Origin of the sequence: Streptomyces sp. NPDC051578 (genome assembly GCF_044454045.1) — a bacterium.
Taxonomy (GTDB): domain Bacteria; phylum Actinomycetota; class Actinomycetes; order Streptomycetales; family Streptomycetaceae; genus Streptomyces.
Genome location: NZ_JBITDH010000011.1, coordinates 92476 through 117737 on the forward strand (window position 1 = coordinate 92476; position 25262 = coordinate 117737).

Annotated in this window: 18 protein-coding genes; 7 read left to right on the forward strand and 11 right to left on the reverse strand. The window is 70.2% G+C overall.

Going from position 1 to position 25262, the window contains the following annotated elements; genetic code table 11:
- Positions 1-5 precede the first annotated feature (5 nt).
- The 3 genes from ACIA6C_RS30130 to ACIA6C_RS30140 all read right to left on the reverse strand — a co-directional run bounded on the left by ACIA6C_RS30130 (position 6) and on the right by ACIA6C_RS30140 (position 1765).
- Positions 6-188 (reverse strand): hypothetical protein, encoded by a 183-nt coding sequence (locus tag ACIA6C_RS30130; RefSeq protein WP_361127299.1) that lies wholly within the window; start codon positions 186-188, stop codon positions 6-8.
- Between the two features lie 176 nt (positions 189-364).
- Positions 365-676, reverse strand: coding sequence for a hypothetical protein (locus ACIA6C_RS30135; RefSeq protein WP_399280623.1), 312 nt, complete (start codon positions 674-676; stop codon positions 365-367).
- Positions 677-814: 138 nt separating this feature from the next.
- On the reverse strand, positions 815-1765 hold the full coding sequence (locus ACIA6C_RS30140) for an aldo/keto reductase family oxidoreductase (RefSeq protein WP_399280625.1): 951 nt from the start codon (positions 1763-1765) through the stop codon (positions 815-817).
- Positions 1766-1969: 204 nt separating this feature from the next.
- On the opposite strand from ACIA6C_RS30140, the gene ACIA6C_RS30145 reads away from it, so the two are divergent.
- Together ACIA6C_RS30145 and dmpI are read left to right on the forward strand one after the other, a co-directional pair.
- Positions 1970-2860, forward strand: coding sequence for a LysR family transcriptional regulator (locus ACIA6C_RS30145; protein ID WP_399280627.1), 891 nt, complete (start codon positions 1970-1972; stop codon positions 2858-2860).
- Between the two features lie 115 nt (positions 2861-2975).
- Positions 2976-3158: a 4-oxalocrotonate tautomerase DmpI gene (gene dmpI / locus ACIA6C_RS30150; RefSeq protein WP_361127287.1), complete on the forward strand. Its 183-nt coding sequence runs from the start codon at positions 2976-2978 to the stop codon at positions 3156-3158.
- A gap of 157 nt (positions 3159-3315) precedes the next feature.
- Here dmpI and ACIA6C_RS30155 read toward each other — a convergent pair whose 3' ends face one another.
- The gene (locus tag ACIA6C_RS30155) at positions 3316-3897 is read right to left on the reverse strand and encodes a quercetin 2,3-dioxygenase (protein WP_399280629.1); all 582 of its coding nucleotides are present in this window, start codon (positions 3895-3897) and stop codon (positions 3316-3318) included.
- Between the two features lie 108 nt (positions 3898-4005).
- Between ACIA6C_RS30155 and ACIA6C_RS30160 the strand changes: the two genes are divergently transcribed.
- Entirely contained in the window at positions 4006-4506 is a 501-nt protein-coding gene (locus ACIA6C_RS30160; protein WP_399280631.1) for a MarR family winged helix-turn-helix transcriptional regulator, read from the forward strand.
- Between the two features lie 104 nt (positions 4507-4610).
- Here the strand turns inward: ACIA6C_RS30160 and ACIA6C_RS30165 are convergent, their stop codons facing one another.
- The gene (locus ACIA6C_RS30165; RefSeq protein WP_399280633.1) at positions 4611-5996 is read right to left on the reverse strand and encodes an oxygenase MpaB family protein; all 1386 of its coding nucleotides are present in this window, start codon (positions 5994-5996) and stop codon (positions 4611-4613) included.
- Between the two features lie 338 nt (positions 5997-6334).
- Between ACIA6C_RS30165 and ACIA6C_RS30170 the strand changes: the two genes are divergently transcribed.
- On the forward strand, positions 6335-7693 hold the full coding sequence (locus tag ACIA6C_RS30170; RefSeq protein WP_399280635.1) for a serine/threonine-protein kinase: 1359 nt from the start codon (positions 6335-6337) through the stop codon (positions 7691-7693).
- 177 nt (positions 7694-7870) lie between these two features.
- On the opposite strand, the gene ACIA6C_RS30175 is transcribed toward ACIA6C_RS30170, so the two are convergent.
- Positions 7871-8398: a winged helix-turn-helix transcriptional regulator gene (locus tag ACIA6C_RS30175; protein WP_399280637.1), complete on the reverse strand. Its 528-nt coding sequence runs from the start codon at positions 8396-8398 to the stop codon at positions 7871-7873.
- 110 nt (positions 8399-8508) lie between these two features.
- On the opposite strand from ACIA6C_RS30175, the gene ACIA6C_RS30180 reads away from it, so the two are divergent.
- The gene (locus ACIA6C_RS30180; RefSeq protein WP_399280639.1) at positions 8509-9906 is read left to right on the forward strand and encodes an MFS transporter; all 1398 of its coding nucleotides are present in this window, start codon (positions 8509-8511) and stop codon (positions 9904-9906) included.
- A gap of 294 nt (positions 9907-10200) precedes the next feature.
- Here ACIA6C_RS30180 and ACIA6C_RS30185 read toward each other — a convergent pair whose 3' ends face one another.
- Positions 10201-12849, reverse strand: coding sequence for an RICIN domain-containing protein (locus ACIA6C_RS30185; RefSeq protein WP_399280641.1), 2649 nt, complete (start codon positions 12847-12849; stop codon positions 10201-10203).
- 377 nt (positions 12850-13226) lie between these two features.
- Here ACIA6C_RS30185 and ACIA6C_RS30190 point away from each other — a divergent pair, with 377 nt between their 5' ends.
- Entirely contained in the window at positions 13227-14789 is a 1563-nt protein-coding gene (locus ACIA6C_RS30190) for a sigma-70 family RNA polymerase sigma factor (RefSeq protein WP_399280643.1), read from the forward strand.
- 459 nt (positions 14790-15248) lie between these two features.
- The gene (locus ACIA6C_RS30195; RefSeq protein WP_399280645.1) at positions 15249-17615 is read left to right on the forward strand and encodes a non-reducing end alpha-L-arabinofuranosidase family hydrolase; all 2367 of its coding nucleotides are present in this window, start codon (positions 15249-15251) and stop codon (positions 17613-17615) included.
- A gap of 162 nt (positions 17616-17777) precedes the next feature.
- Here ACIA6C_RS30195 and ACIA6C_RS30200 read toward each other — a convergent pair whose 3' ends face one another.
- The 4 genes from ACIA6C_RS30200 to ACIA6C_RS30215 form a co-directional block, all read right to left on the reverse strand.
- Positions 17778-18725, reverse strand: coding sequence for a hypothetical protein (locus ACIA6C_RS30200; protein ID WP_399280647.1), 948 nt, complete (start codon positions 18723-18725; stop codon positions 17778-17780).
- Positions 18726-18739: 14 nt separating this feature from the next.
- Positions 18740-19591: a papain-like cysteine protease family protein gene (locus ACIA6C_RS30205; protein WP_399280649.1), complete on the reverse strand. Its 852-nt coding sequence runs from the start codon at positions 19589-19591 to the stop codon at positions 18740-18742.
- A 958-nt stretch (positions 19592-20549) separates the two neighbouring features.
- Positions 20550-20858 (reverse strand): STAS domain-containing protein, encoded by a 309-nt coding sequence (locus tag ACIA6C_RS30210; RefSeq protein WP_399280651.1) that lies wholly within the window; start codon positions 20856-20858, stop codon positions 20550-20552.
- Positions 20858-24892, reverse strand: coding sequence for a SpoIIE family protein phosphatase (locus ACIA6C_RS30215; protein ID WP_399280700.1), 4035 nt, complete (start codon positions 24890-24892; stop codon positions 20858-20860). The genes ACIA6C_RS30210 and ACIA6C_RS30215 overlap by 1 nt, the downstream gene beginning before the upstream one ends.
- Between the last annotated feature and the right edge of the window lie 370 nt (positions 24893-25262).

Consider the following 25262-nt stretch of genomic DNA (forward strand, 5'->3'; position numbering starts at 1 on the left):
GAGGTTCAGCGGCGTCGGCCACGGGTGGGGGTGGCCCAAGCGCTGCCTACGCCGGCCACGTGGAGGGCGAGCAGCATCAGGCCGAGGACCATGAAGTTGCCGGACGAGAACACGTGGTTCGTCGAGATCTCCGCCGCGTTGATGAGGAAGCTTATGAAGAACAAGACCGCGGCTGCGATACCAAGCATCACTGCTCCTTCCAGAAGGTGGGGCACGTCTGCCCGCGCAGCGCCACCCCATGCGGGCGTCGCGGAATCCCCTGAGCGATCCGGTCCGTACGGGCGCGCCGGAGGGGAACGGACGTGACGGAGCCTGGTGTCCGGCCTTGCGGGAAGCGGCCCTGGAGTTCGGCATGGACGACCGCTCAGAGGCGGTGCCCCTGGGCGGTGAGCCAGCGGTGGACCGCCGATTTGTCGGAGACGCTGATGCGGGTGGGTCCCGTCTGAGTCGGGCCCTCCTCCTCGTTGAATGCCGTATCGGTGACACGAGCCGTCACCCAGTCGGCCAGCTCGCGCGCGGCCTCGCCCGACAGACGCCGGTGGTGCTCCCAGTCCTTCCCGGCTTCCTCGGCTGTGGGGGAACCGTGCACCCGCGCCTCCCGCAGCCACACCGGCACGAGCCGTTCGACGACCTGTCCGTCCGACAGCGCGGAGGACTCCTCACCCGATTCACTCATCCTCGTAGGCTGACAGCTCAGGCCCTGACCACCGCTCTCACACTCCACCCGATCCCCCTGATGCCACACCTCGGGGCCCGGCTGTGCCGCCGGACTCCGTGGTGAGTGAGGGTCGGGCCACAAGCGTGCTGGGCGCGGTCAGGGAAGAGGGTTTCCGCGTGCGGTCAGCCACAGCTCGTACCACTCTGCGTGGCTGAGGTCCGGTTCACGTCCTGCGGCGTCCGCGCAGGCGCGGATGCGGGCCGGGTGGGTGCTGCCGATCACCGGGGCGATGTGTGCCGGGTGCCGCTGCAGCCACCACAGCAGGACCGTCTCCGGCGTCGTGTTCTTGGCCTCGGCCAGGGTGGCGATCAGTTGTGCGGTGCGTTCGTCGTCCGGCGTCCTCGGCCGCCCCGTGTAGCGGCCCTGGGCCAGCGCGCCCCACGCCTGGAGGCGGACGTCGTTCTTACGGCAGTACTCCAGGGTGCCGAGGGGGAATCCGTTGTCTGCGGCGGCGGCGGTGTTGACGAGGACGCCCGCTTCCAGCCAGTCCCTTCGTGCCAGGCTCATCTCCAGCTGGTTGGCGACCAGGGGGAGATCGAGGTGGTCCTGCAGTTCCCGGATGGCGGGCGCGCCCATGTTGGAGACGCCGAAGCGGCGTACGAGTCCTTGCCGGTGCAGGGACGTCAGTGCGGCCGCCACCTCCTGCGGGTCGGCCAGCGGGTCGGGCCGGTGGAGCAGGAGCACGTCGATGACGTCCGTACGCAGGCGCTCCAGGGACTCCTGCACCCTGCGGAGGATCGTTTCCCCGCGCAGGTCGTAGATGCCGGGGCGGACACTGTCACCGAGACGGATACCGCACTTGGTCTGGATGACGATCTTCTCCCGCAGGCCCTGCGCCCGGCCGAGGACCTCTCCGAAGACGGCCTCGGCCTTGCCGTGGCGGTAGATGTCCGCGTGGTCGAAGACAGTGATGCCGCTGTCCAACGCGGCCTCGATCGCCGCTTCCGCGCGCTCCACGTCGGCCGAGCCGTAGGGGGTGTCGTCCCAGTCACCACCCAGTCCCATGCATCCGTACAGCAGCCGGTGGGTTTCGGGGGAAGCCGTCATGCCTCCACCCTAGTCCCAGGTCACCGCCGAGTCGAAGACGGCCGCCGGCTTCTCCGGACCACGCGGGCGTGTCCATCGGCAACCACGAGGGGCCGCTCCCGTGTTACCTCGGCGCCGGGAAAGCCGGCGCAGTGCGGCGAGCGGTGCATGGCGAAGGCTGGTCGGCGGCAGTGCTCGGCGGCGGCCCACGGATAGAGTCGGGAGATGGAACTGCGGCAGCTGAGCTACTTCGTCACCGTCGCCGAGGAACTGCACTTCGGCCGCGCCGCCGACCGACTGCACATCGTGCAGTCAGCGGTCAGCCAGCAAGTGCAAAGGCTGGAAAGGGCATTGGGAGCCACCCTCTTCGACCGCTCGCCGCGCCACGTACGGCTCACCGGCGCGGGAGAGCGGCTCCTGCCGGAGGCACGCGCCGTGCTCGCCGCCGCCGAACGCGCCAGGGCCGCCGTGCGCGAACAGACGAGCCTGCGCATCGGCACCAGCACCGGCCTCGGTGACCACCTGAGCCGGGTGCTCGGACACCTGGCCGCCCAGGCCCCCGATACGACGGTACAGCTGGTTTCGGCCGCGTTCCGCGACCGCTTGGAGCAGGTCGCGGACGGTCGCCTTGACGCCGCCTTCGTGCGTTCTCTGGAGCCCGCCCCAGGGTTGCGCATCCTGCACCTGGGGGCCGACCCCCTGGTGGCAGCCCTGCCGGCGGTCCATCCGCTGGCCCGCCAGAGCGAAGTGTCCCTCTCCGACCTGGCCGGCCTCCAGCTCTGTCTGACGGCCCGCCGCAACAACCCGGTCTTGGTCGACCTGGTCGTGGGAGCCTGCCACTCGGCCGGTTTCGAGCCGGTGCCCGGTCCCGTCACCGGATCACTACAGGACATCCTCGCCACCATCGGCACCGGCCCCCTACCGATGTGGACGGTGGTGTACGCGGCTCACGCACGCGTACTGCTCAGCCCCCGGGTCGCCTTCCGCCCGTTCCGGGCCCCCGGCCTGGCCCTGCCCATCGGCCTCGCAGTACGCCGTGACACTCCCTCCGCCGGTCTGCAGGCGCTCCTGAACACGCTCACGACCCTCCCCAACAGCAGCGATCACGAAAGCTGATTGCTGCGGTCGCAGTCTGCTCCTTGGTCGGGCTCCACCGATCGGGTGGACTGGGGTCACGCCGGTGAGCGACCCGCAAAGGCCGGGAAGCCGCCGCTGGAAGAGGAGTTACGCCATGCCCATCGTCACCGTTCAGCAGGGTCCCCGCGACGTCCAGCTGAAGCGAGAGCTCGTCAAGCAGATCACGGACGCCTTCGTGGACGCGTACAAGATCCCGGCCGAGACGGTCCAGGTATGGATCCACGAGGTCCCGACGGACAGCTGGGGCGCCGCCGGCACGCTCACCGCCGACAAGTAGCACGCATCCCGTACGGGGCGTCGGAAGATGCGGTGGGCATCGATGGATGCCGTGACCATCGGGTCCACCGCGCCCTCGGCCCGGGGCCGCCGACAGGTGAAGTCGCGTCAGTCGCGAATCCACTGCAATGGCCGGTCCGCCCGTCGAACCGTCGTCGTCAGCGGCTGCCGTTCACCGCGCGGCTCGCGGAGTGCCAGCGGTGATGGGGGAGGTAGCGGACGTCGAAGGCCTCTTCGGCGGCGCGGAACGCGTCGGGCGTGGGCAGGGCCGGCCGGTGGGGGAGGCCGAGCTCCTCGGTCGGGGCACCGAGGTTCTCGAAGAACCGCTCGAAGGTGATGCCGGGACCGGCAGCCACGCCGACGACGCGGCTGTGGTGGCGCTCGATGCGGTAGGCATGCGGGCAGTTCTTCGGAACGAAGCCGAAGTCGCCGTTGGTCAGGAGCTTTTCGTGCTGTTGGCCTTCGAGGTCCTCGACGAAGAGGCGTACCGCGCCGTCGGTGACGTAGAAGACCTCGTACGTGTCCGCGTGGGTGTGGGTGGGGATGATTTCGCCCTTGGGGCCTTCGACGGTGAAGAAGTTGAAGCTGTTCTCCGTCTGCTCGCCGCCGGCGTAGACGGTGACCAGGTCGGTGATCAGGTGGGCGCGGTCGCCCAGGCCCTTCTCTATGAAGTAGGGCACGCCCGGCTCTGCGGGGATGTGCGAGCGCGAGCGGTAACGGGTGGTGAACTCCACCGTCACGGGAAACCTCCGGAGGTGCGGGAAGCGATGTCTATCGTCAGGCTACCTGACACTTCGGGGGTGGTCCTTCGGATCGCTATGCTCAAGCCCCCCACTGTCAGAGGAGCCATGAGCGAGTCCGCCCCGAACCTCCCCCAGTTGCTCACCCGGGCCAGGCGCTGGTGCGAGGACGCGCTGCTCACCGCCATGCGGGCCGCGGGCGAACAGCCGGTGACGGCCGCCCAGGCCGCCGTCTTCGCCGTACTCGACGACGAGGGCACCTCCATCGCCGAACTCGCCCGCCGGGTCGGCGTCACCCGGCAAACGGCCCACCAAGCCGTGCACAGCCTGATCGGAATGGGGCTGCTGGAGCAGGTGCCCGACCCCGCCTCGGCCCGTAGCACCCTGGTCCGCGTCACCGCCGAAGGCGGTCGCGTGCACCGGCGTGCGTTGGCCGCGATCTCCGTGATCGAGGAGGTTCTGGCCGAGCGCATCGGCGCCGGCCCTGCCACCGCACTGCGCGCGGCCCTGACCGCCGACTGGGGCGAACCGCCCCTGGTGGACGTTCCCGGCCGAGCGGGCTCGCGTGGCACGATCATGCCCGACCACGGTCCGAAGGGACGGTCATAGGGCACCGCGTCCGAGGAGCCTCAGGTCTGTGGGTGCGCGCCGGGCGCCTCGTGCCGCCGGAGCCGGGCGGGCGGGCCCGTAAGCCCGCCGCCCGGCTCCCCCGCTCAGGCTCGTCCCAGCAGCGCCGTACCGGCGACTGCCTCGCTGCGCGCGGTGAAGAACTGGGCGAACGCGGCGACGAACTCCTCCTCGTCGATCCGCCCGTCCCCGTCGGCGTCCAATTCCCGGAAGCCGTCGTTGAGTTCGGCCGGGTGCACTCGCGGGCCGCCGAACAGCACCCGGTACTCGTCCGGACCCAGGTACCCGCTCCCGTCGGTATCGGCCGCCCGGAAAAGCGCCCGCACCGCGGGTACCAACCCCCTCTCCAGGTACCCGGGGTCCTCGTCCACCCCGGCCAGCATCGCGCGGACGAACTCCGCACACGTCACAGCGCCGTCCCCGTCGGCGTCAGAGCTCTGGCGCAACTGCTGCCACCAGCCCTCGAACGCGGCGTACACGGCGTCTTCCCGCTCCACGGGCAGTTCGAGCCGCCAGCACATGGTGTGGACCATGGCCTGGAGGTCGGCGGAGTCGACCCGGCCGTTGCCGGTCTGGTCGAGCACCTGGCGGAAGAAGGTCTCCAGACGGGCCGGACGGGAGTCGACGCCCCTCGGCCGCGGCACGCGCGCGGGCGGTGCGCCGCCGGCCTCGGACCGGTGGCGGTAGCGCACGCGGTCCGGGGCGAGGTTCATGGCGTGACGCAGTCCGTGGTGCAGCGTCCACGACAGTACGGCGCCCGCACGCCCGCGGGACGTCCCGAACCGCTCGTGCCAGGCCGGCGGCAGATCGCTGACGGTCAGGGTGGTCAGCGTCCACGCGATCGCCGCCCGCACCACCGGCCACGCGGGCCCCAGCCCTGCCAGCCGCCGCGGTACGGGCGCCTCGCGCAGCATCTCGTAGAGCAGGTGGCGGACCTCGTCGCCGTACTCCAGCACCTCCCGCACATGCCGATCGACGTACGCGGCCACCTCCGCGGCGCTCGCCGGGACCGCTGCGCGGGGAATTCCCAGCGCCCCGCAGACCTCCAGGAACTCGCCGTACAGGACGTCGAGCTCCCGCGCCGACAGCGGATCGCCACTCAGCTCGCGCATGGCGGTCATGGCCTCGTACAGCGTCACCATCACCCAGGCGCGCACCTCGGGGTCCTCGGCGGAGTACGCCCGTCCGGCCGCGTCCGTCCCACGGATCCGGCGGTGCGTCCGGGCCAGCCGCGCCACTTCCAACAGCCGCTCTTCGGGCCCGGCGAAGAACAACCGACTCCCGCTCTCCATGGTGTGCTCGATCCGCCGCCAGGGGTGCGCGCGGTAGGTGGAGTACCGGTCCATTCCGGCCGCGACGACGGGATGCGCGATCTGCAGCACGAGCAGCCGCCAGGCCACCAGCCCGATCCGGCGCTCTCCGAGCGTCCGCCGCAGCAGGGACTCGACTTCAGGTGACACCGCAGAGGGCACAGGAGACTCCTCGTCTCACTAGAAAAACCACGTCACCCCTACAACGCCGCCACTCGCCATCCCGCCCCGTTCACCACTCTGACGTGCGTCCCCCCGAACACCCACACGCCTCCCAGTACCATCCGCATCAGCCCGGAAGCCCGGCGGTGAACCGTCCGTTTTGTCAGGCTCAGGAGGCCGCGACGAGGTCCCGGCCGACCGCGTCGCCCCTCCCTCGGGCGAAGCCCGGGGAGTCGCCCGCCCGGCACGAGCTGCCGTTCGCCGGTATCGCCAGACCGCGTAGCCCGTCGTCCGTGGGGTAGGCGCGGCGTATTGGCGGCGAGTAGAGGAGGTCCCGCATGTCGGCGCGACCGGGTTCGGCCCACACAGCGCAGACCCCACTCGGCTCCCTGCTGGGAGGCCGCTACCGGCTTCGGGCCCTCATCGGTTCGGGCGGGACGGCGGACGTGTTCCGCGGTGTCGACCAGGTCCTGGAACGAGAGGTGGCGGTCAAGCTGTTCCGCCCCGGGGCCGACACCGTCACCGCCGATGACTTCTGTGACGAGGCTCAGACGCTGGCCCGGCTCTCGCACCGCGCCCTCGTCACCGTGTACGACATCGGCCGTCACGGACAAGGGGCCTACATGGTGACGGAGTTGATACCCGGCATGACCCTGCGCACCCGTATGGACGCCGGTCCTCTGAGCCCCGTACACGTCATCCGGCTCGGTACCGAGATCGCGTCGGCCCTTGACCACGTCCATGCGCACGGCATCATCCACCACGACATCAAGCCGTCCAACGTCCTGCTCAGTGACGACGGCTCACCCTTCCTGGCCGACTTCGGGCTCGCCCGTGCCGTCGACGACCATTCCCGCAGCGCACCGCAAACGCTCGTCGGAACCCTCGCCTACATGGCTCCCGAGCAGCTCCGCGGCCAGGGGGCGGGCATGGCGAGCGACATCTACGCCCTCGGCCTGACGCTGCTGGAAGCGCTCACCGGTGTCCGCGAGTACGTGGGCACGCCCGCCGAACTCGGCGTCGCCCCGCTGTTGCGTTCCCCTGAGGTACCCGAGCGGATACCCGGCGATCTGGGGAGGCTGCTGACGGCGATGACCGATCCGGACCCGCGGGCACGGCCGGACGCCGCGCGCGTACACCTGACCCTGCAAAGCCTCGGGGCGGTGCGAAAGCCGCCCCCGGGCGTCGCGTTGCATCCGGTTTCCGTCGCCGTTCCGGCGAAGTCGGCATCGGGCACGCACCGCGCCCCCGTCCCGCTCAGCCGCCTTCCGCGCGACTACGGTCCGGGGAAGCACTCGCGCCGCCCGTCCCGCCGTACCGCGGGAGTCGTCGTGATGGCCGCGAGCGTTATCGGCGCGTCCGTGCTCCTGGTAGGGGCGACCGACTCCTCCCACGCGCCCTCCGACAGCCCACCGACGACTCCCCGGGCGGCCGCGCGTCCGTCGCTCACACCCACACCGCCGCCCGCTCCTTCCGGACCCGGGGCCACGAGCCCGGCCGCCACCACCCCGGGCACCGAGACCCTGGTCGCCGAGGACCGGAACCGGGCATCCGCTGCCGATGCTGCCGCCTCGACGCCCGACGAACCCCGTCAAACGGGTCACGGGCCGGCGGCCAAGAACATGGAGCAGCAGGCCGGAAACAAGGAAAGCAAAGGGAAGAAGGACAAGGGGAAGGGCGGGGAGAAGAAGAGGTAACCGCCGGGATGAGGTGGACGGCCTGGACCGTCCGGAGGACCTGCTCGGCCGCCTCGCCGGCCGCGAACCGGACAACGGCTCCTATCGCCGGCGCCCACGGGATCGAGCGCGGAACGGTCCCGGCTCCCCATGGGGAACGATGCGTCCGCAGGGCTTCGCTCCTGATCGCTGTCGGGTTCAGGAGTCCTCGATCGGCCCGGCCTGATCCCATCCGGGTGCCCGCACGTCGATCGTGAGACCGCCCGACCCGACCTCCTCACCGCAGGTCCGGCACGTCGACGTCAGGTCGAGGTCGTGCTCGGCGTCGTGCTCGGAGCCGGGCCCGCCACGGTGGCGGAAGGCGACCGGCGGGGTGTCCACCGCCCAGCGATCACCCCAGGCCAGCAGCGCGCGCATCACCGGTGCGAGGTCCCGGCCGGCCTCCGTGAGGTGGTACTCGAAGCGCAACGGGCGCTCGCTGTAGGCGCGGCGCTCGACGACGCCCGCCTCATCCAGTGCGCGCAGTCTGGCGGCGAGGCGGTCGCGGGGGGCGCCGGTGTTGCGGACGATCCGGTCGAAGCGCCGGTTGCCGTAGAAGATCTCCCGGATGGCCAGGAGGGCCCAGCGTTCGCCGACGAGTTGCAGCGCGGCGGCCACGGAGCACGGCCGGCCGGGTACTTCGGGGTGCGGAACCGCGTTCTCGCCCTGCTTCGCGTTCGAGGTCACGTCTCCATCATCCCCCGGGTCCGTTGTGTTTTCAAACTCACGCGGCTAGCCTCCGGCCCATGATAGTTGGAATTTCAAACCCACACGGGCCGTCCCGAGCATCCCGAGCCGTGCTCGCGACCGTCGCGGCCGCGGTCTTCATGTCGAACCTCGACCTCTTCATCGTCAACGTGGCCCTCCCGGCGATCGGCCGCTCGTTCGGCGGCAGCGGCCTCGGCTCCCTCTCCTGGGTCCTCAACGGCTACGCGATCGTCTTCGCGGCACTCCTCGTAGTCGCCGGCCGCGTCGCCGACCGCTCCGGCCACAAGCCGGTCTTCCTGACCGGCTTGGCGGTGTTCACCCTCGCCTCGGTCGGATGCGCACTCGCTGCCGACGTCGGGACGCTGGTCGCGGCACGGCTCGTGCAAGCCGCCGGCGCCGCCCTGCTGATGCCGACGTCGCTCGCGCTGCTGCTCGACACGACGGCGCCCGAGAGGCGCGCCGGGGCGGTGCGGGCCTGGGCGTCGATCGGCGGGATCGCCGCCGGGCTCGGGCCGGTGGCCGGAGGGTTGCTGGTCGAGGCCGGATGGCGCTGGGTGTTCATCGTCAACGTGCCGGTGGGGGTCGCGGCCTTCGCGCTCGGCGTCAAGGTCCTGCCGTCGCCCGCACGCGCCGGGGCGGCGAAGGCTCCGCTGCCCGACCTGTTCGGCGCCGTCCTCCTTACCGGATCCATCGCAACGCTCGCGCTCGGCCTGGTCAAGGCGCCTGACTGGGGCTGGACGAGCCCCGGCACCCTCGGCGGCCTGGCCGCCGCGGTGCTGCTCGGCGTCTGGTTCGTCCTGCGCTCGGCCCGCCATCCCGAGCCGATCGTCGAGCTGCCGCTGCTCCGGGTTCCGGCGTTCGCTTCCGCGGCGGCCGCCCTGACGCTCTTCACCGTCGCGTTCGCCGGAATGCTGCTCGGCGCGGTGCTGTGGTGCCAGGGCGAGTGGGGCTACTCGGCACTGCGCACCGGTTTCGCCATCGCGCCGGGTCCCTTGCTGGTGCCGCCGGTCGCGTTGGGGATCGGGCCCGCCGTTGCCAGATTCGGTGCGGGCCGCATCGCGCTGGCGGGAACCTTCCTGTTCGCGACCGGCACCCTGTGGTGGGCCGCGACGCTCGACACCGGCTCGGCCTACGCGACCTCGCTCCTGCCCGGCATGATGCTGACCGGCCTCGGCGTCGGCATGACGCTCCCGGTGCTGACCGGGGCGTCGGCGGCGGCCCTGCCGCCGGCCCGCTTCGCCACCGGCTCGGCCGTCACCTCGATGGGCCGCCAGCTCGGCGCGGTCCTCGGCGTCGCGATCCTGGTCGGCATCCTCGGCACCCCGGCCCCCGGACACGCTGTCACCGCGTTCCGGCACGGCTGGTACGCGGTCGCCGTCGCGTCCCTGCTCGCCGCGTGCGCGACGGTCCCGCTCGTCCGCAAGCCGCGACCTGCCGCTGCCGAGGTGGCCGACGTCGCGGAGGTCGCGCAAACCGGCGCCGTCTGAGAGGCGAGTCCCGTCCGCCGACGGACGGACGGGACCTTGACCGTCGACGCCTCGCGGTCCCACGCGGCTCCGCTGACCGGCCTCCGGCCGCGGGTCCGCCCGCTGGCGCCGGCATCAGGGCCGGCTCCGCCGGTGGTTCCGGACGGGGCGCCGGTGTGCTCGGTCAGGTCCGGGCGGCCGAGGGACCTCCGCTATCCACCCCACCGGGCCCGCACTCCGGTACCCGCGTACGGCCGCCTCCCCGGCCCGTGGGTGGAACGGCGCTGACCGCCGCACGCCCACGGACCGAGGCGATCAGGACAGGTCGCCGTACACCACGCCACGACCGTAGCCGCCCAGGTAGACCCGCCCGTAGGCGTCGGGGTCACCACTGATGACGTTGATGGCGCTGCCACCGAACTGGTGCTGGTCATCGTTGATCCGGACCCAGGCCGAGCCGCCGTCGGTGGAACGGAACAGCCCGGCGACGCCCTTCACCTGCCCGCTGAGGTAGAGCGCCTGGTACCCGGCACCCGGGGCCGGCTTGCCGAAGCCGACGGCGGTCGCCTGCTCCACGCCGCCGAGCTTGCCGAAGCTCTTCCCACCGTTGGTGGAGTGCAGGAGTCCGTTGCCCCCACCGGCGATCCACAGGTCACCGGCGATGCCCGGAACCGCCTTGAGCTGCCCGGTGCCCAGGCCGGTGGCCCGGGCGCCGAAGTGCTTCCCGCCGTCGGTGCTGGCGTACAGGGTGCCGCCGCTGAGGGCGTAGAAGGTGTCCGGCGCCGAACGGTCGGCCACCACGGGCGTGTCCTTGGGCAGACCTGAGACCGCCGCCCAGGCCGAGCCCCGGTTGGCCGAGTAGAACGGAACCTGGCCCGCGGGGGTCCACACCACGACGGCGCCGTCCGCCGAGACGGCCGCGGAACCGCCGCCCGCGTCGCGCACCGGGGCCGCGGCGAAGGGTGCCCAGTCGGCTCCCCCGTCGGTCGAATAGGCGCCGTGCTGCTCGCCGCCGAGACCGACCCGCACCATGAAGTGCGGATTCGACTGTGCGAAGTCGACTCCCGTGGTGTTGGTGAACAACGGTCGGGAGAGCGCCTTGGAGGGGACCTTTGTCAGATCCTCGTGCCGGAACCCGCCGACATCGCCGAGCGCACTGATCAGGGGAAGACCGGGGGGCTTGATCAGTCCGAGAGTCGCGGTCTCCTCCAGGCCCTCGGCCGGGATCGTCCAGTGCGTCGCCCGCCCGCTGTCCGCCGCGGTCACGTCGCGGCTGCCCCACATCCCCGATCCGGTGCCGTACAGCACGTGCCCGGAATCGAAGGGGTCGATGGCCAGAGCTCCCATCCAGTGACCGATACCGGTGCCGACGTAGGGCGCTGCGGAGTCGTCCCGCACCGAAGTCGCGCCGAGTGCCTTCCAGGAGGCGCCGCCGTCGGCCGACCGGTAGATCTCGTCAGAGGGCCACCAGCGGTCCAGGGTGGTGACCATGACCGTGGAGGGGCGCTGCGGATCGACCGCCAGGCCGGCGAAGCCGAACCCGCCGCTGGACGGCGAGATGTTCTTCCAACCCCCGCTGGTCGGCGTGTACTTCCACACCGAACCAGCCGTCACTCCGTTCGGGCCCGGCGCGTTGGTGTACGTCAGGTACAGCGAACCGTCGCCGGACAGCACACCGTGCTGCGGCAGCTGCCCCGTCGGCTGGCCGGGCACGGCCTGCCAGGTGCTGCCGCCGTCGGTGGAGCGATACAGCGAGGTGGTCTTGTCGGCCACCCCGACGTAGATCGTCCGGCTGCCGGACGGGCCGAAGGTCACGAAGGAGAGGCCCACTCCGCTGCTCGCACCGTCCTTCACGGGGAAGCCGGCGACCTGGTTCCAGGTCAGGCCGTAGTCGGTGCTGCGCCACAGCCCGTTCTTGCGGGTACCCAGGTAGAGCGTGCCGTGGTCGGACGGATCCACCACCAGCCGCTCGCCCATGGACCGGCCGTCCTCGTTCCCGCCCAGTTTGAACGGCAGGTCGGTGCGCTGGAACGTCCTGCCCTGGTCGGTGGAGCGGAGGATCGCTCCGCTGCCCGCCCAGTCGTTGGTGTAGGTGCCGCTGGCGAGGTACAGGCGGTTCGGGTCGACCGGGTCGGTCGCCAAACTCTCGGTCCCCAGCAGGTTCCAGTCGGCTCCGCCGATCCAGTCGGTCAAGGAGGTCCACCGGGCGGCGGTCGCGTCCCAACGGTAGGCGCCGCCGATGTCGGTCCGTGCGTACAGCAGGTCCTTGCGGGCGGGGTTGAAGACCAGCCCGGTGACGAACCCACCACCGACGATCTGCGCGTTGTGCCAGACGTACCCCCCTGGGCCGGATACCTTCACCAGCCTCCACTGCTGGTTGGTGCTTCCCCTGTCGATGTATTGGATGAGCGGCACCCCTTCGTCGGTGGAGCCGCCCCACACGTCCAGCACCATGCCGCTGCTCCGGGAGACGAGTTTCACCGCCGTGCCGCCGACGTCCTCGATCCTCCACTGCTGCGCGGCACCACCGTGGTCGGTCTGCTGCTCGACGGCGGCCGCCGGCTGCCCGGAAGCATCCCGCACTCCGAGGACCTTCTTGCTGCTGCGGTTCTCCAGCGCGTAGTAGCCGTCCCCCGTGGGCCTCAGCCGCCATTGCTGACTCGCGGCACCGGCCACGCGGCTCTGCTGCCGTGTCCAGGCACCGTCCGACGTGTCCGCCCCGGGCACGTCCAGCACCTTGTCGCTGCGTACCGATACCAACTCGTAGTAGGCGCCGGAATCCGGCGTCGCGGCCTCCGAGTCGGCCTGCACGAACAGCAGGTAAGGGCCGAGTACACCGGGCACGCCCAGCGCCAGACCCCACCTCGTCCAACGCCGGCGATGGCGTCCCCGCGTACGCCGCTCGGCACCGCCCGCGCCCGTGCGCCGACCGTGACCGCGCCCGGCGGGATCCGTCTCGTTCATGGGAGCTCCTTGCTTCGGCCCTGCCTTGCGCGCACCCGCTCGGTCAGCGGTGCGCAGCGGCATGCGGCGGTGTGATCGGACGGTCCGTGGACGTGATCGTCTTCGTGTCACCCCTCAGTCGCCACGGATCCGCGAAAGGTTGCCGCCTGACGAAGTCCTCCTACGACGGCGGCCACGGAGGCCGCTGGTCCCGCCCTGTACGCTCGCTCACCGCGGAGGTGCACCTGTTCTTGCAGCGGATCCGACCTGGACACTGGAATCCGCGCAGCTCAGAGGTACTTTCTCCTGACTGGTTGTCAGCCGGTCAAACACGGTTGCATATCCGGGCAAGGGCGCGGCGCCGTATTCGGCGGATCGCCGGCCCGAGGGAGGTGGGAATGGGGCTCATGGATGCGGACCACGCGGGGTGGGTTGTCGCCGCGCAGGCCGGTGACGACCGGGCCCGCGAGAAGCTGACCGCCGCATACCTGCCGTTGCTCTACAACATCGTCGGGCGAGCGCTGGGCCGGCATGCCGATGTCGACGACGTCGTCCAGGAAACCCTGCTGCGCATGGTGCGCGACCTGCCTGCCCTGCGTGCTCCCGAAAGCTTCCGTTCCTGGCTGGTGTCGATCACGCTCCGCCAGGTCAACACCTACTGGCACCGGCAACGCGTTTTCGCCGGCCGGACCACGGTCATCGACGAGGCAATGCATGTCCCCGACTCCGGCGCCGCACCTGAAGACGTGACGCTCCTGCGTCTGCACGTGTCGGACGAGCGCCTTCGGGTCGTCGAAGCCTGCCGGTGGCTCGATCCGGACCATCGGGTGCTGCTGTCGCTGTGGTGGCAGGAATGCGCCGGCTCGCTGAGCCGTGATGACATCGCCGCCGCGACGGGGCTCACTGTCGCCCACGTCGGAGTACGCCTACAACGCATGCGCGAGCAGCTGGAACTGAGCCGGACGATCGTCGCCGCGCTGGGGACCGACCCGCGCTGTCCGGAGTTGGACGAGACGGTCGTCGGCTGGGACGGCCTCCCCGCATCGGTGTGGCGCAAACGGATCGCGCGGCACACCCGCGGCTGCCCGGTCTGCACGGCGACGACGGCACAACGGATTCCCGCCGAACTGCTGCTCCTCAACCTCGCGCCGCTGGCCATCCCGGCCGCACTCATCGCCGCGCTGGCCGCCAAGGGTTTGCTGTCGGGTACGGCCGCGAACGCCGCCGGACTGGCCACAGCACCCGTCGCCTTCGGTACGGCGACGGGTGGAAGCAGTCTGCACAGCTCGCTCATCGGCAAACTCCACGCGATGACCACCGCTCACCCGCTGGTGGGTCTCGCCGCCGGCGCGGCGCTCATCGCCGGGGCGGCCACCTACGCGACCTGGCCCGAACCGGCGCACCGGGAGCCGGGTGTCATCGCCGCTCCCACGGCCGGCAACCCCACGCCTACTCCGTCGAGCACCACTATCTCGGCCGGGCCGTCCCCCGTGAGCCCGTCCGCCGTCGCAGGCACTGTTCCGCTGGGCGCACAGTCGCTGCAGTCCGTGGACGACCCCGCCCTGTACCTGACGTATGCCGAAGACTTCGCGACGCTCGGCCGCGTCTCGGAATCCAGCAGCGCGCAGACACGGCAGCGGGTCACCTTCACGGTCATCCGGGGGCTTGCCGACACACGGTGCGTCACCTTCCGTGCAGCCGACGGCCGCTACCTGCGTCATCGCAACCTGCGACTGCGGCTGAGCGGCAACGACGACAGCGAACTGTTCCGTGAAGACGCCACCTTCTGTCCGCTCCCGGGGGCGGTCGCCGGGTCGGTGACCCTGCACGCTCACAACTATCCCGGATCAGTCCTCCGCCACCGCGACGGTGGCATCTGGCTCGATGGGTCCGACGGCACTCGGGCCTTCGCCGATCAGGCCTCCTTCAGCGTGCGCAGGCCCTGGGCGACCGCTCCTTGAGTAGGTGAGACCGGGTCGCGCCGCTGCGACGGCCGGTGATCCTCCACCACGATCGCGTACCACGGGGTCCCCAGGGCATCGCGCCCCTTCGGTAAGGACGACCAGACCGCAGGGCTTGCCATAACGTTTTTCGCCTGCGAGATGCATCACTGAGCGATCGCCCGGGCGGCGCGAATTTTTCGTTACGAGACCGCGGGTTCGAAAGCCTCCAATTCGTGGGGCCCCTTCCCGCCGCCTACCTGACGTGCCGGCGGCGGCAGGGTTTCCCGGCTCCCCCGTTGACGTTTCTCCTGAAGAAAGCCTTCCGATGACACGACACACCCACGAACGCCGGGCGACCGGCGGGCAGGAACGGCGCCACGTCCCGCACCGCGCCCGTCCCGCGGCGGATCAGGCCGTGCCGGCCGATCCGCGTACGACCACGGCGCCGAGGGCGACCCGCAACCCCCGAGGAGAATCGTGAAGGGCTTGCACCGACGCGGTCGGCGTCGCCGGACATTGACGATAGGACTGTCAGCCGCGGCACTGGTGGCTGGTGTCGTGACGCTCCTCCCCAGCTCCGCCGGAGCCGCGAACCTGGGCACGCAGGCGGCCCCGTCCGGCAGGTACTTCGGCACCGCTGTGGCCGCCGGGAGGCTCGGCGACTCGACGTACGCCGCGATCTCGGACCGGGAGTTCAACATGATCACCCCGGAGAACGAGATGAAGTGGGACGCCATCGAACCGTCCCGCGGCACTTTCGACTTCGGCGCCGCCGACCAGATCGTCAACCATGCCACGGCACACGGTCAGCGCATGCGCGGCCACACCACGGTCTGGCACTCACAGCTCCCGTCGTGGGTCAGCTCCATCGACGACGCGGACACCCTGCGCAGCGTGATGAACAACCACATCACCACCGAGATGACCCGTTACAAGGGCAGGATCTACGCCTGGGACGTGGTCAACGAGGCGTTCGCCGACGGCTCCACCCAGCACCGCAGTTCGGTGTTCCAGAACGTGCTGGGCAACGGGTTCATCGAGGAAGCGTTCCGCACCGCCCGGGCCGCCGACTCCTCGGCCAAGCTCTGCTACAACGACTACAACATCGAGAACTGGTCGGACGCGAAGACCCAAGGCGTCTACACCATGGTCAAGGACTTCAAGTCCCGCGGCGTGCCCATCGACTGCGTCGGCTTCCAGAGCCATTTCGGCACCGGCGGTCCCCCGTCCAGCTTCCGGAGCACCCTGTCCAACTTCGCCGACCTGGGCGTTGACGTCCAGATCACCGAACTGGACATCGCCCAGGCGTCGGCCACCCACTACACCAACACGGTCAACGCCTGCCTGTCCGTCTCCCGGTGCACCGGCATCACGGTGTGGGGCATACGTGACAGCGACTCCTGGCGCCGGGGCGAGAGCCCCCTGCTGTTCGACAACAACGGCAACCCCAAAGCCGCCTACACCGCCGTCGTGAACGCCCTCAAGGCCGCTTCCGGTGCCACCGCCGGGTCCGGTACCGGGGCGATCAAGGGCGTCCCCTCCGGTCGTTGTATCGACATCAACGGCTCCGCCACCGCAAACGGCACCCAGGCGCAGCTGTGGGACTGCAACGGACAGAGCAACCAGCGCTGGACGTACACCTCAAGCAAGCAGCTGGTGATCTACGGCAACAAGTGCCTGGACGCCATGGGCAACGGCACCGCCAACGGCACCGCGGTGGTGATCCGGGACTGCGACGGCGGCGCCGGCCAGCAGTGGAACTTCAACGCCAACGGCTCGATCGCCGGCGTCCAGTCCCGGCTGTGCCTCGACGCCGTCGGCGCGGCCACCGCCAAGGGCACCAAGATCCAGCTGTACTCCTGTTGGTCCGGCACCAACCAGAAGTGGACCGGCCCGTCCGGGACACCGGGCCCGACAACGGCCCCGTCGACGGGCGGGACGTGTGCTCTTCCATCGAGGTACCGCTGGACGTCGACGGGTGCGTTGGCGCAGCCGGCGAACGGGTGGACCGCGGTGAAGGACCTCACCGACGTGATGTACAACGGCAAGCACCTGGTCTACGCGTCGAACGTGTCGGGATCGTCGTACGGCTCGATGATGTTCAGGCCCTTCACCAACTGGTCCGACATGGCGTCGGCCGGCCAGACCGGAATGAGCCCGGCCGCGGTGGCCCCTACGCTGTTCTACTTCGCGCCCAAGAACATCTGGGTGCTGGCGTACCAGTGGGGTGCGTGGCCCTTCATCTACCGGACGTCGAGCGACCCCACCAACCCCAACGGCTGGTCGGCGCCGCAGCCGCTGTTCACCGGCAGCATCCCCAACTCCCGCACCGGCCCGATCGACCAGACCCTGATCGCTGACGGACAGAACATGTACCTGTTCTTCGCCGGTGACAACGGCAACATCTACCGGGCGAGCGTGCCGATCGGGAACTTCCCCGGCAACTTCGGCTCGTCGTACACGACGGTCATGAGCGACACGACGAACAACCTGTTCGAGGCGCCGCAGGTCTACAAGGTCCAGGGGCAGAACCAGTACCTCATGATCGTCGAGGCGCAGGGTGCGAACGGGCGCTACTTCCGTTCGTTCACGGCCTCCAGCCTGAGCGGTTCGTGGACCCCGCAAGCCGCCAGTGAAAGCAACCCCTTCGCGGGCAACGCGAACAGTGGTGCCACATGGACCCGCGACATCAGCCACGGTGACATCGTCCGCAACAATCCCGACCAGACCATGACCATCGATCCCTGCCACCTGCAGTTCCTCTACCAGGGCAAGTCCCCCACCGCGAGCGGCCCCTACGACCAACTGCCGTACCGGCCGGGCGTCCTCACCCTGGAGCGCTGACCGGCCCGGTATCCGGAGGGTCGCGATTCGGAAGGCCCGCCGGCCGAGCGGTCTACCGCACGGGCAACCAGACTTCGTCGCCCTGCGCTGACGCGCGGGTGGTGGGGCCCGGCGCCTGGCCACTCACCCGGTGGCCCGGCGCCGGTGGTTGGTCCCCACAGGTCAGCGCGTGGCGTTACTCCGTCGGCGGCGCGCGTACGCCAGCGCACCGCCGGTCGCCGCCAGGGCCGCAGCCCCGGTTGCGGCTGCCGACTGCCAGATCGTGTCGGTCGCCGGTCCGCCGAACGCGGTCACGGTCTCGGCGGTCACGGTGTCGGCTGGTTGGCCATCCACCAGGCCGCCGTACCCGCCGGCCAGGCCCTTCCGGTCGTACTCCGAGCCGGGCAGCTTGTCACCGTAACGGGCGGTGACCAGCTTCTGGTAGGCAGCGAGGGACACGGAGTGCTTTCCGCCGAGCCCGGACGTCGCCTCCGCGTTGAGGGGTTCGATCACGCCATCGGCGGTGAGCCGGTACCAGGCGTGTATCTGCGGCTCGGTGAAGGTGCGGGCCTCGGGGGTGCCGCGTTCGGCGAGGCTGAGCTCGGTGTCCCCGTCCCGGATGCCGGCCAGCTGCCAGCCCTGGGAGCCGACGGCCTGCCCGCCGCTTCCCGGCGCAGCCGGGTTTCCCTGAGGCGAGAGCAGGACGGCAGCCCGGTGGCCGTCGGAGGCGGTCACTCGTGAGGCCAGATAGGAGAGCCGCAGCGCGGTCTGCGGGCTCGCCTGGGTCTTGCCGGCCACGAAGTCAGGGCTCACCTCGAACATCGGCACCGGGTCCTTGAGATCGAAATGGGGCGGCGCGGCCACTGCGGAGGGGGCGTTCCGGGGGGTGCCGACAGCGCCGCCGTCCGCGGCGGCGGCAGTGCCGGGCGGTCTGGCCGAGACCAGGAAACGGGAGACGGTGCCCCGGAGCTGGTCGCTCCGGAGGGTCTGCTGGGCGGACTGGTAGCCCGCGATGCCATCGCCGTCGGCACCCTGCGCGGAAACGTTTCCGCACAGGGTGGCGGCGAGCGCGGTCGTGGCGAGGAAGGCGGCCCGGACTGCCGTGCGCTTGGTGCGTCGCATGCTCTGCATGGTCGGTCTTCTCCTCAGCCCTGGATGCCGACGCGGGAGTGCGTCCACTGGAACGAGTTGTTGTTCGCGTAGGTGGAGTAGTTCCACCAGGTATAGGTCTGGGTGGTCTGCCACGGGTCGCCCACCGCGATCATGTTGCTGGAGCTGTCATAGCCGTAGATGACGTTCATGTGGCCGCCGCCGCTGCGCCAGCCGATGCGGACGGCGAACGGCCGGCCCGCGGCGATCTCGGTGGTCGACTCGCTGAACGAGGCGTTGCGGTACAGGCTGCGGCCGCTGTTGCCCAATCCCACCCTGGCCAGGCCGTTGGCCATGTCTTCCAGCGTCGCGGGCTGGTTGTTGCAGTCCACCCAGCTTCCCTGGGCGGCGAGTTGACAGAATCGCTCCTGGCTGACGGAGCGGCCCCAGTACTTGGCGATGGTCACGCCCGAGGCGTCCCAGCACCACTGGGTCCTGACCTGCTTCTGCATGTCGATCGGGAGCGTTTTCGCGGTCGTGGGGGTGGGCTTCGGGTTCGAGCCGCAGACCGGCAGGACGGTGGTGTTCTCCCGGATGAACGCGTCCGCGATGTAGTACGAGCCGGTGTAGATCCACCGCGGGTTGCTCTCCACCGTGTCGCCGGTGGTCCGGCAGGACATCTGGATCCTGTCACCGACCCTTGAGGAGCCGTTGACCTGGGCCGAGAGGGACGGCTTGGCACGGTGGTTGACGGTGCTGTAGTTGCCCTGCCCGCCGATGACCGTACCGCTGACCACATCGGCCTGGGCGAGGGCACCGAAGCCGAACAGCAGGCCGCCGGAGAGGGCGGCGGTGATCGCGGCTATCAGCGCCTTCTTCCGGCGGGACGTGCGACGTTTGTGCATCATGCTCCTCGATTCGGGAAATTCCGGCACCGGGCGCGGTACTCCCCGGACCCGCGTGCAGACCGGCGCAGAGCATGCCGGTCGGCGGAGCCGAGGTACCGCGGGCGCCGCTTGGGGCAGCCCGCCCCGCCTGGACGTAAACGCCGATGCGGAGTCACCCGAGGCGACAGCCGGCGCAGCGCCGCGTTCGTCGGCGAAGGCGGTTGCAACCGACGGCACACGGGACTTGTGCCGCGGTTTGACGCGCTTCCGCAAGCAGGCATAACAGCACCGCTTCCTCGAGTGGATTGGGTGCGGGAATCCTGCCAGACAGATACGGAGAGATTTAAACGCCGTTGCTCTACGCGCAAAGATGTCGCTACTTCAACTACTTGAGCATCGTGTGACGGTCCGTCAATTCACCTACTTAGACTGCAACTTGATCAGTGCATTCCTACTGGTCCAGGCCATTCCAGCGGATCCCTGAGTGTTGGGACTTTACGCAAACTTGACGGATGATCACCTTCATTAGACGATCCGTCAAATAGGCACAATCGCCCAGCGTACAAGGGATGTGACTGACAATCATTTCCCAGGAGGGCAATCGCGTCTCCACGTATGCGCGCAATAGGGCCGAAAGCGAGGAGAATGCGGCGGCAGTCGGCGCCGAGCCCGCACAGGCCACGTCCGCTACCGCGCCGCCTCCCCTTGCGCCGGCTACGAGAGGTGGGCGTCCGCGCAGACGTCCAGAGGCAGCGTGGTGCGCGGCGCGCGATGTGAGCGCGGCTCGGACGGCCGCAGCCGCCACGCGTTCACCACCACCGCCGTTCAACTGCAACAGCTGAAATAGGTGGGGCGTCGCCCCGGCGCGGCGTAGCAGCCGGACGGCGATCCCACCGACCCAGCCGACTGCGGGGTAACCGCCACCCCATGGCCCCCGCCTGGTACAGGGGGCACGTCAGGCCGGTTGCCTGTGATCATGTCATCGGGGAGAGATGGGCGGTTGCGATCCGTGGGTGGCAGAGAGGTCGACGAGTCCGGAGATGGTCAGCACGGGTTGCAGGAGGGGGTTGGCGACGATCTCGATACGGCCGGCATGGGGGAAGATCACGCTCAGGCCGGCGCTGTCGAGGTAGTCGACACCCGTGAGGTCGAGAACGAGGGGCCCGGAGATTCCGGCGAGGGCGTCGGCGAAGGCTCTCGCGTTGCTCATATCGATTTCACCGACCGCGGTCAGCAGCGCGGTGCCGTCGTGCCGGTGGCCCGCCGTGAGGGTCAGGGGGGTGGTCATCAGGCGATCCTCGTGTGCATGTCGACGGTGGTACCGGTCGGGCCGGGAGTGATGGTGACGTGCTGCATCAGGGCGCGCATCAGGCCGATACCGCGACCGCGGTCCGTGTCGAGTTCGGGTTGGGGATCCTTCCACCGTCCGGTGTCCCTGATGGTCAGGCGCACGTTGTCGACGGAAGCCTCGGCACGGAGGTACACGAGGGTGCCGGGTGCGTTCCGGTGCCCGTGCTCGATGGAGTTGGCACACGCTTCACCGGCGGCGACGAGGACGTTCTGTACGGTTTCGGGCGGTAGATCGCACGTGTCGAGCCAGCCTCGCAAGGCCTTGCGGACGGGAGCGAGCTGGCCGGATTCTGCGGGGAAGGACACGCCCAGCGGGGCAGGGTGCCGGTACAGCAGCAGGGCGACGTCGTCGTCGTAGCCGTCGGCGGGTGCGAGCCGGGTCATGACGTCGGTGGCCAGGGCATCGATCGGCATCTTGCGGCCGTCGTGGAGTGCCGCGCCGGCCAGGTCGATGCCCACGGTGAGCGGGCGGCGGCGGCGTTCGACGAGTCCATCGGTGTACAGCAGGAGGGTGGAGCGGGCCGGGAGGGTGAAGGTGCCTTCCGGGTAGCGCGTCCTGTCCTGGCGGACGGCCAGAGGCAGGGAGCGTCCCTCCTCCAGGAGGTGGGTGGTGCCGTCGCTCTGGACCAGGATGCCCGGCGGGTGTCCTGCGCTGGCGTACGTCAGCTGCCCCGTTTCTGCGTCGAGGACACCGCAGAAGACCGTCGTGCAGGTCGCGCCCGGGACGCCGGCCGCGAACTTGTCGAGGGCCATGAGGGCACGGGCCGGACTGGCGTCCTGCAGGAGCAGGGCCCGGCAAGCGCTGCGCAGCTGTCCCATGACGCTGGCGGCTTGGAGGCCGCGGCCGACGCAGTCGCCGACGACGATGGCGATGCGGCCGTCGGGCAGGGTGACCGTGTCGTACCAGTCGCCGCCGACTTCCAGGGGCCGGGTGGCCGGTTCGTAGCGGACGGCGAAGCCGTCGGGCAGGTGGGCGGGGCCGAGGATGGCGCGCTGCAGGGCGAGCGCGGTCTCGCGCTGCTGGTCGATCTGGTGGGCGCGGGCCAGGCCCTGGGCGAGGCGGCCGGCCAGGAGGGACAGCAGCAGCTGGTCCTCGCTGGTGAACGGGCGCTGTTCGCCCAGGTCGATCCACAGGACGAGCCGGCCCTCCGGGTGTTCCAGGAGGATGCTCGCACCGGTGTGGTCGGCGACGGGGGTGAGCACCGGTTGCCGGCGCAGGCCGGCGAGCGTCCGCCGGCGTTCGTCTGGCATCTTCTGCCAGCTGAGTGAAGGGTCGGTGGTCGCGACGGCGGGTTCGTCACCGGGCTCGGCACCCGGTTCCTCACCGCGATCGTCACCCGGTTCCTCGTCGCGACCGAACACGGCGGCCACCACGCGCTCTGCGCGCCACAGCTTCTTGAGCTCCTCCAGCGCACCGGCCAGCGCCTCGGGCAGACTGGTGGCCTCGGACAGGCATGCGCCCAGGGCCGCCAGCGCGCTCTCGCGTTGGATGGCGTAGTGCTCGGAGGTCACGTCGCGGAACGTGCCGACGATCATGGTGCGACCCGTGTCGGAGTCTTCTACCTGGTTGAAGGTGGCGCTGGCCCAGACCCGGTGGCCGGCGCGGTGGTTGACGGGAATGGTGTAGGTGCCCTTGGGCTCGCCGAGGAGCTGGGCGAAGGCGTCGTCGACCTGTTGGTGGGCCTCGGGGTCGGTCTCGGCGTCCGGCCACCAGGGGTGGACCGGCGCGTAGGGCAGGCCCTCGGGGCCGTAGCCGAGGATGTCGGTGAAGGCCGTGTTGATCTCGATGACCGTGCCGTCCTCGTCGCAGACGAAGAAGGCCTCCTGTAGGGAGTCGACCAGGGCGGTGCGCCAGCGGGCGTGCTGGTTGCGCAGTCGGGCCAGCTCGACGTTCGCCTTGACGCGGGCGAGGAGTTCGGCGGCTGCGAACGGCTTCACGAGGTAGTCGTCGGCCCCTGCCTGCAGGCCCTCGATGGAAGCCTCCTGACCGGCACGGGCGGACAACAGCAACAGCGGCACCGACGCCGTCCGCGTGTCGGCCCGCAGCGCCGCGACCAGTCCCAGGCCATCGAGGCCGGGCATCATCACGTCGCTGATCACGAGGTCGGGAGCATCCTTCCGGACGGCAGCGAGAGCCTGCCGTCCGTCGTTGACCGCCTGGACCTGATAGCCGGCGCTGCGGAGCAGGCGGGTGAGGTACTCACGCATGTCGGCGTTGTCGTCGGCGACCAGCAAGCGCGCCGGGGTCCGCCGGTCGGCCGCAGGCGCGTCTGCGCCCGCCGCCATGGCGCTGCCGGCGTCAACGACTGGCGGAACGGCCTGCTCACCGGGCAGCCAGCGCAGGGCCTCCTGCAAGAAGGGCTCCCCTGCTGTGGTGGGCGCCGCCGTCGCGTCGGCCGCCGGAAGGAGGGCGTCCTGCGGCAGGTGGGCGGCGCCGAACGGCAGGCGGATGGTGAAGCAGGTGCCCTGGCCCTCCGTGGAGACAGCGGTGATGGTGCCGCCGTGCAGAGCGACCAGTTCCTTCACCAGCGCCAGGCCGATGCCGCTGCCCTCGTTCGACCGGGACCGGACGTTCTCGATGCGGTGGAACCGCTCGAACAGTCGGGGCATCTCCTGGACCGCGATACCGATTCCGGTGTCCTCGACGGTCACCACTGCCTGCCCGTCCTCGGCCCGGACCGTGAGACCGACGGATCCGGAGAAGGTGAACTTCAACGCGTTGCTCAGCAGGTTGAGGATCACCTTCTCCCACATGCCCCGGTCGATGTACACGGGCTCGGGCAGCGTGGCGCAGTCGACGCGGAACGCCAAGCCGGCCTTGCCCATGGCGGAGCGGAACACGCTGGCCAGCTCACCCGTGACCGCCGCCAGGTCGACCGGCTCGTAGCTCGCCTGCATCCGGCCCGCTTCGATACGGGAGAAGTCCAGCAGGGTGTTGACCAGCTTGCCCAGGCGCAGTCCGTTGCGGTGAATGGCCTCCAGTTCCTCGCGTACGCCCGGATCCGCGTCGGCGAGACGCTCCTGGAGTTCGTGGACCGGCCCCATGATGAGGGTCAGGGGTGTGCGGAACTCGTGGCTGATGTTGGAGAAGAACGTCGTCTTGGCGCGGTCCAGTTCGGCGAGCTCTTCTGCCCGACGCTGCTGCGCCTGATAGCTGCGGGCGCTGGCGATGGCGGTGGCGACGTGCCCGGCCACCAGCTCCAAGAAGCCGCGGTAGCCCTCGTCCAGGGGGCGGAAGCGGTTCAGACCGGCCACCATGAACCCGTACGGCTCGCCGCCCTGCTGCAACAGCGGCACCACCAGGGCCTGCGCCGGAGACCGGTCCCAGACTGCGGTCGGCAGGTCCGTCAGGCCACTGACTTCCAGGGACACCAAGGCGGACTGGCCACGGGCCGGCGCGGCCGTGGGCCACAGCGTCTCTGATCCCGCCGGGAGGGCTTCGGCGGCGGCCCGATGACCGGCCGGGATCACGGTGGCGGCGGCGAGGCGGGCGCTGCCGTCGTCCTCGAAGAGGTAGGTCAGCGTGAAGGGCAGGTCATGCGGATTGCGGCCGAGCTGCTCGTTGATGAAGCTGAGCATCTCCTGCTCGGTGCGCACGACGCTGGGGTCGGAACCCAGATCGCGCAGCGTCGCCATCCGGCGCTCCCCGATGACGCGCTCGGTCTCCTCGCTGACGACGCACAGCATGCCGACCGTGCGGCCGGCGTCGTCACGCAACGGGCTGTAGGAGAAGGTGTGGTAGGACTCCTCCGTGTACCCGGAGCGTTCCAGGAACAGCAGCAGGGCCTCGTCCCAGGTCGCTTCACCTGTAGCCAGGACGGCGTCGATACGGGGACCGATGTCGTCCCAGATCTCCGCCCACACCTCACGGGCCGAGCGCCCCAGCGCCCACGGGTACTTTTGTCCGAGGGTGTCGCGCCGGTAAGCGGCGTTGCAGAAGAACGTCAGCTCCGGGCCCCACGCCATCCACATGGAAAAGCGTGACGACAACAGGATGCTCACGGCGGTGCGGAGACTCTGGGGCCAGCCCTCGGGCTCCCCCAACGGGGTGGCCGCCCAGTCCACGCGGGCCAGGTCCCGCCCGATCTCCTCATCGGCGCTGAATACGTCGGCCCCAGCCGTGGGGGGCTCCGCACACCCGGCGTCTTGCGAACGCGTCACGCTCACCCTTTCCTGCACGTCCATCCTTGCCTGCCGCCCCCGCCTGGCGGCCACGTCCACTGTGCCCGATCGCCGCACGCCCCGGAGGCCGCTTGACAGTACGCGCCTTATCTCGCCGCTTCGGCCGCCGTGGAAGCCCGAACACGCCATCCGTAGGATAAGACAGCGGCGCTCGGAGCCG

Excerpts from the sequence above, each read along its gene's own strand:
- ACIA6C_RS30200 (WP_399280647.1), bottom strand. The coding sequence starts at position 18,725 with ATGCAGAGCATGCGACGCACCAAGCGCACGGCAGTCCGGGCCGCCTTC.
- ACIA6C_RS30215 (WP_399280700.1), bottom strand. The coding sequence starts at position 24,892 with ATGTGGATGGCGTGGGGCCCGGAGCTGACGTTCTTCTGCAACGCCGCT.
- ACIA6C_RS30170 (WP_399280635.1), top strand. The coding sequence starts at position 6,335 with ATGTCGGCGCGACCGGGTTCGGCCCACACAGCGCAGACCCCACTCGGC.
- ACIA6C_RS30205 (WP_399280649.1), bottom strand. The coding sequence starts at position 19,591 with ATGATGCACAAACGTCGCACGTCCCGCCGGAAGAAGGCGCTGATAGCC.
- ACIA6C_RS30130 (WP_361127299.1), bottom strand. The coding sequence starts at position 188 with ATGCTTGGTATCGCAGCCGCGGTCTTGTTCTTCATAAGCTTCCTCATC.
- ACIA6C_RS30190 (WP_399280643.1), top strand. The coding sequence starts at position 13,227 with ATGGGGCTCATGGATGCGGACCACGCGGGGTGGGTTGTCGCCGCGCAG.
- ACIA6C_RS30160 (WP_399280631.1), top strand. The coding sequence starts at position 4,006 with ATGAGCGAGTCCGCCCCGAACCTCCCCCAGTTGCTCACCCGGGCCAGG.
- ACIA6C_RS30140 (WP_399280625.1), bottom strand. The coding sequence starts at position 1,765 with ATGACGGCTTCCCCCGAAACCCACCGGCTGCTGTACGGATGCATGGGA.
- ACIA6C_RS30145 (WP_399280627.1), top strand. The coding sequence starts at position 1,970 with ATGGAACTGCGGCAGCTGAGCTACTTCGTCACCGTCGCCGAGGAACTG.
- dmpI (WP_361127287.1), top strand. The coding sequence starts at position 2,976 with ATGCCCATCGTCACCGTTCAGCAGGGTCCCCGCGACGTCCAGCTGAAG.
- ACIA6C_RS30135 (WP_399280623.1), bottom strand. The coding sequence starts at position 676 with ATGAGTGAATCGGGTGAGGAGTCCTCCGCGCTGTCGGACGGACAGGTC.
- ACIA6C_RS30210 (WP_399280651.1), bottom strand. The coding sequence starts at position 20,858 with ATGACCACCCCCCTGACCCTCACGGCGGGCCACCGGCACGACGGCACC.
- ACIA6C_RS30185 (WP_399280641.1), bottom strand. The coding sequence starts at position 12,849 with ATGAACGAGACGGATCCCGCCGGGCGCGGTCACGGTCGGCGCACGGGC.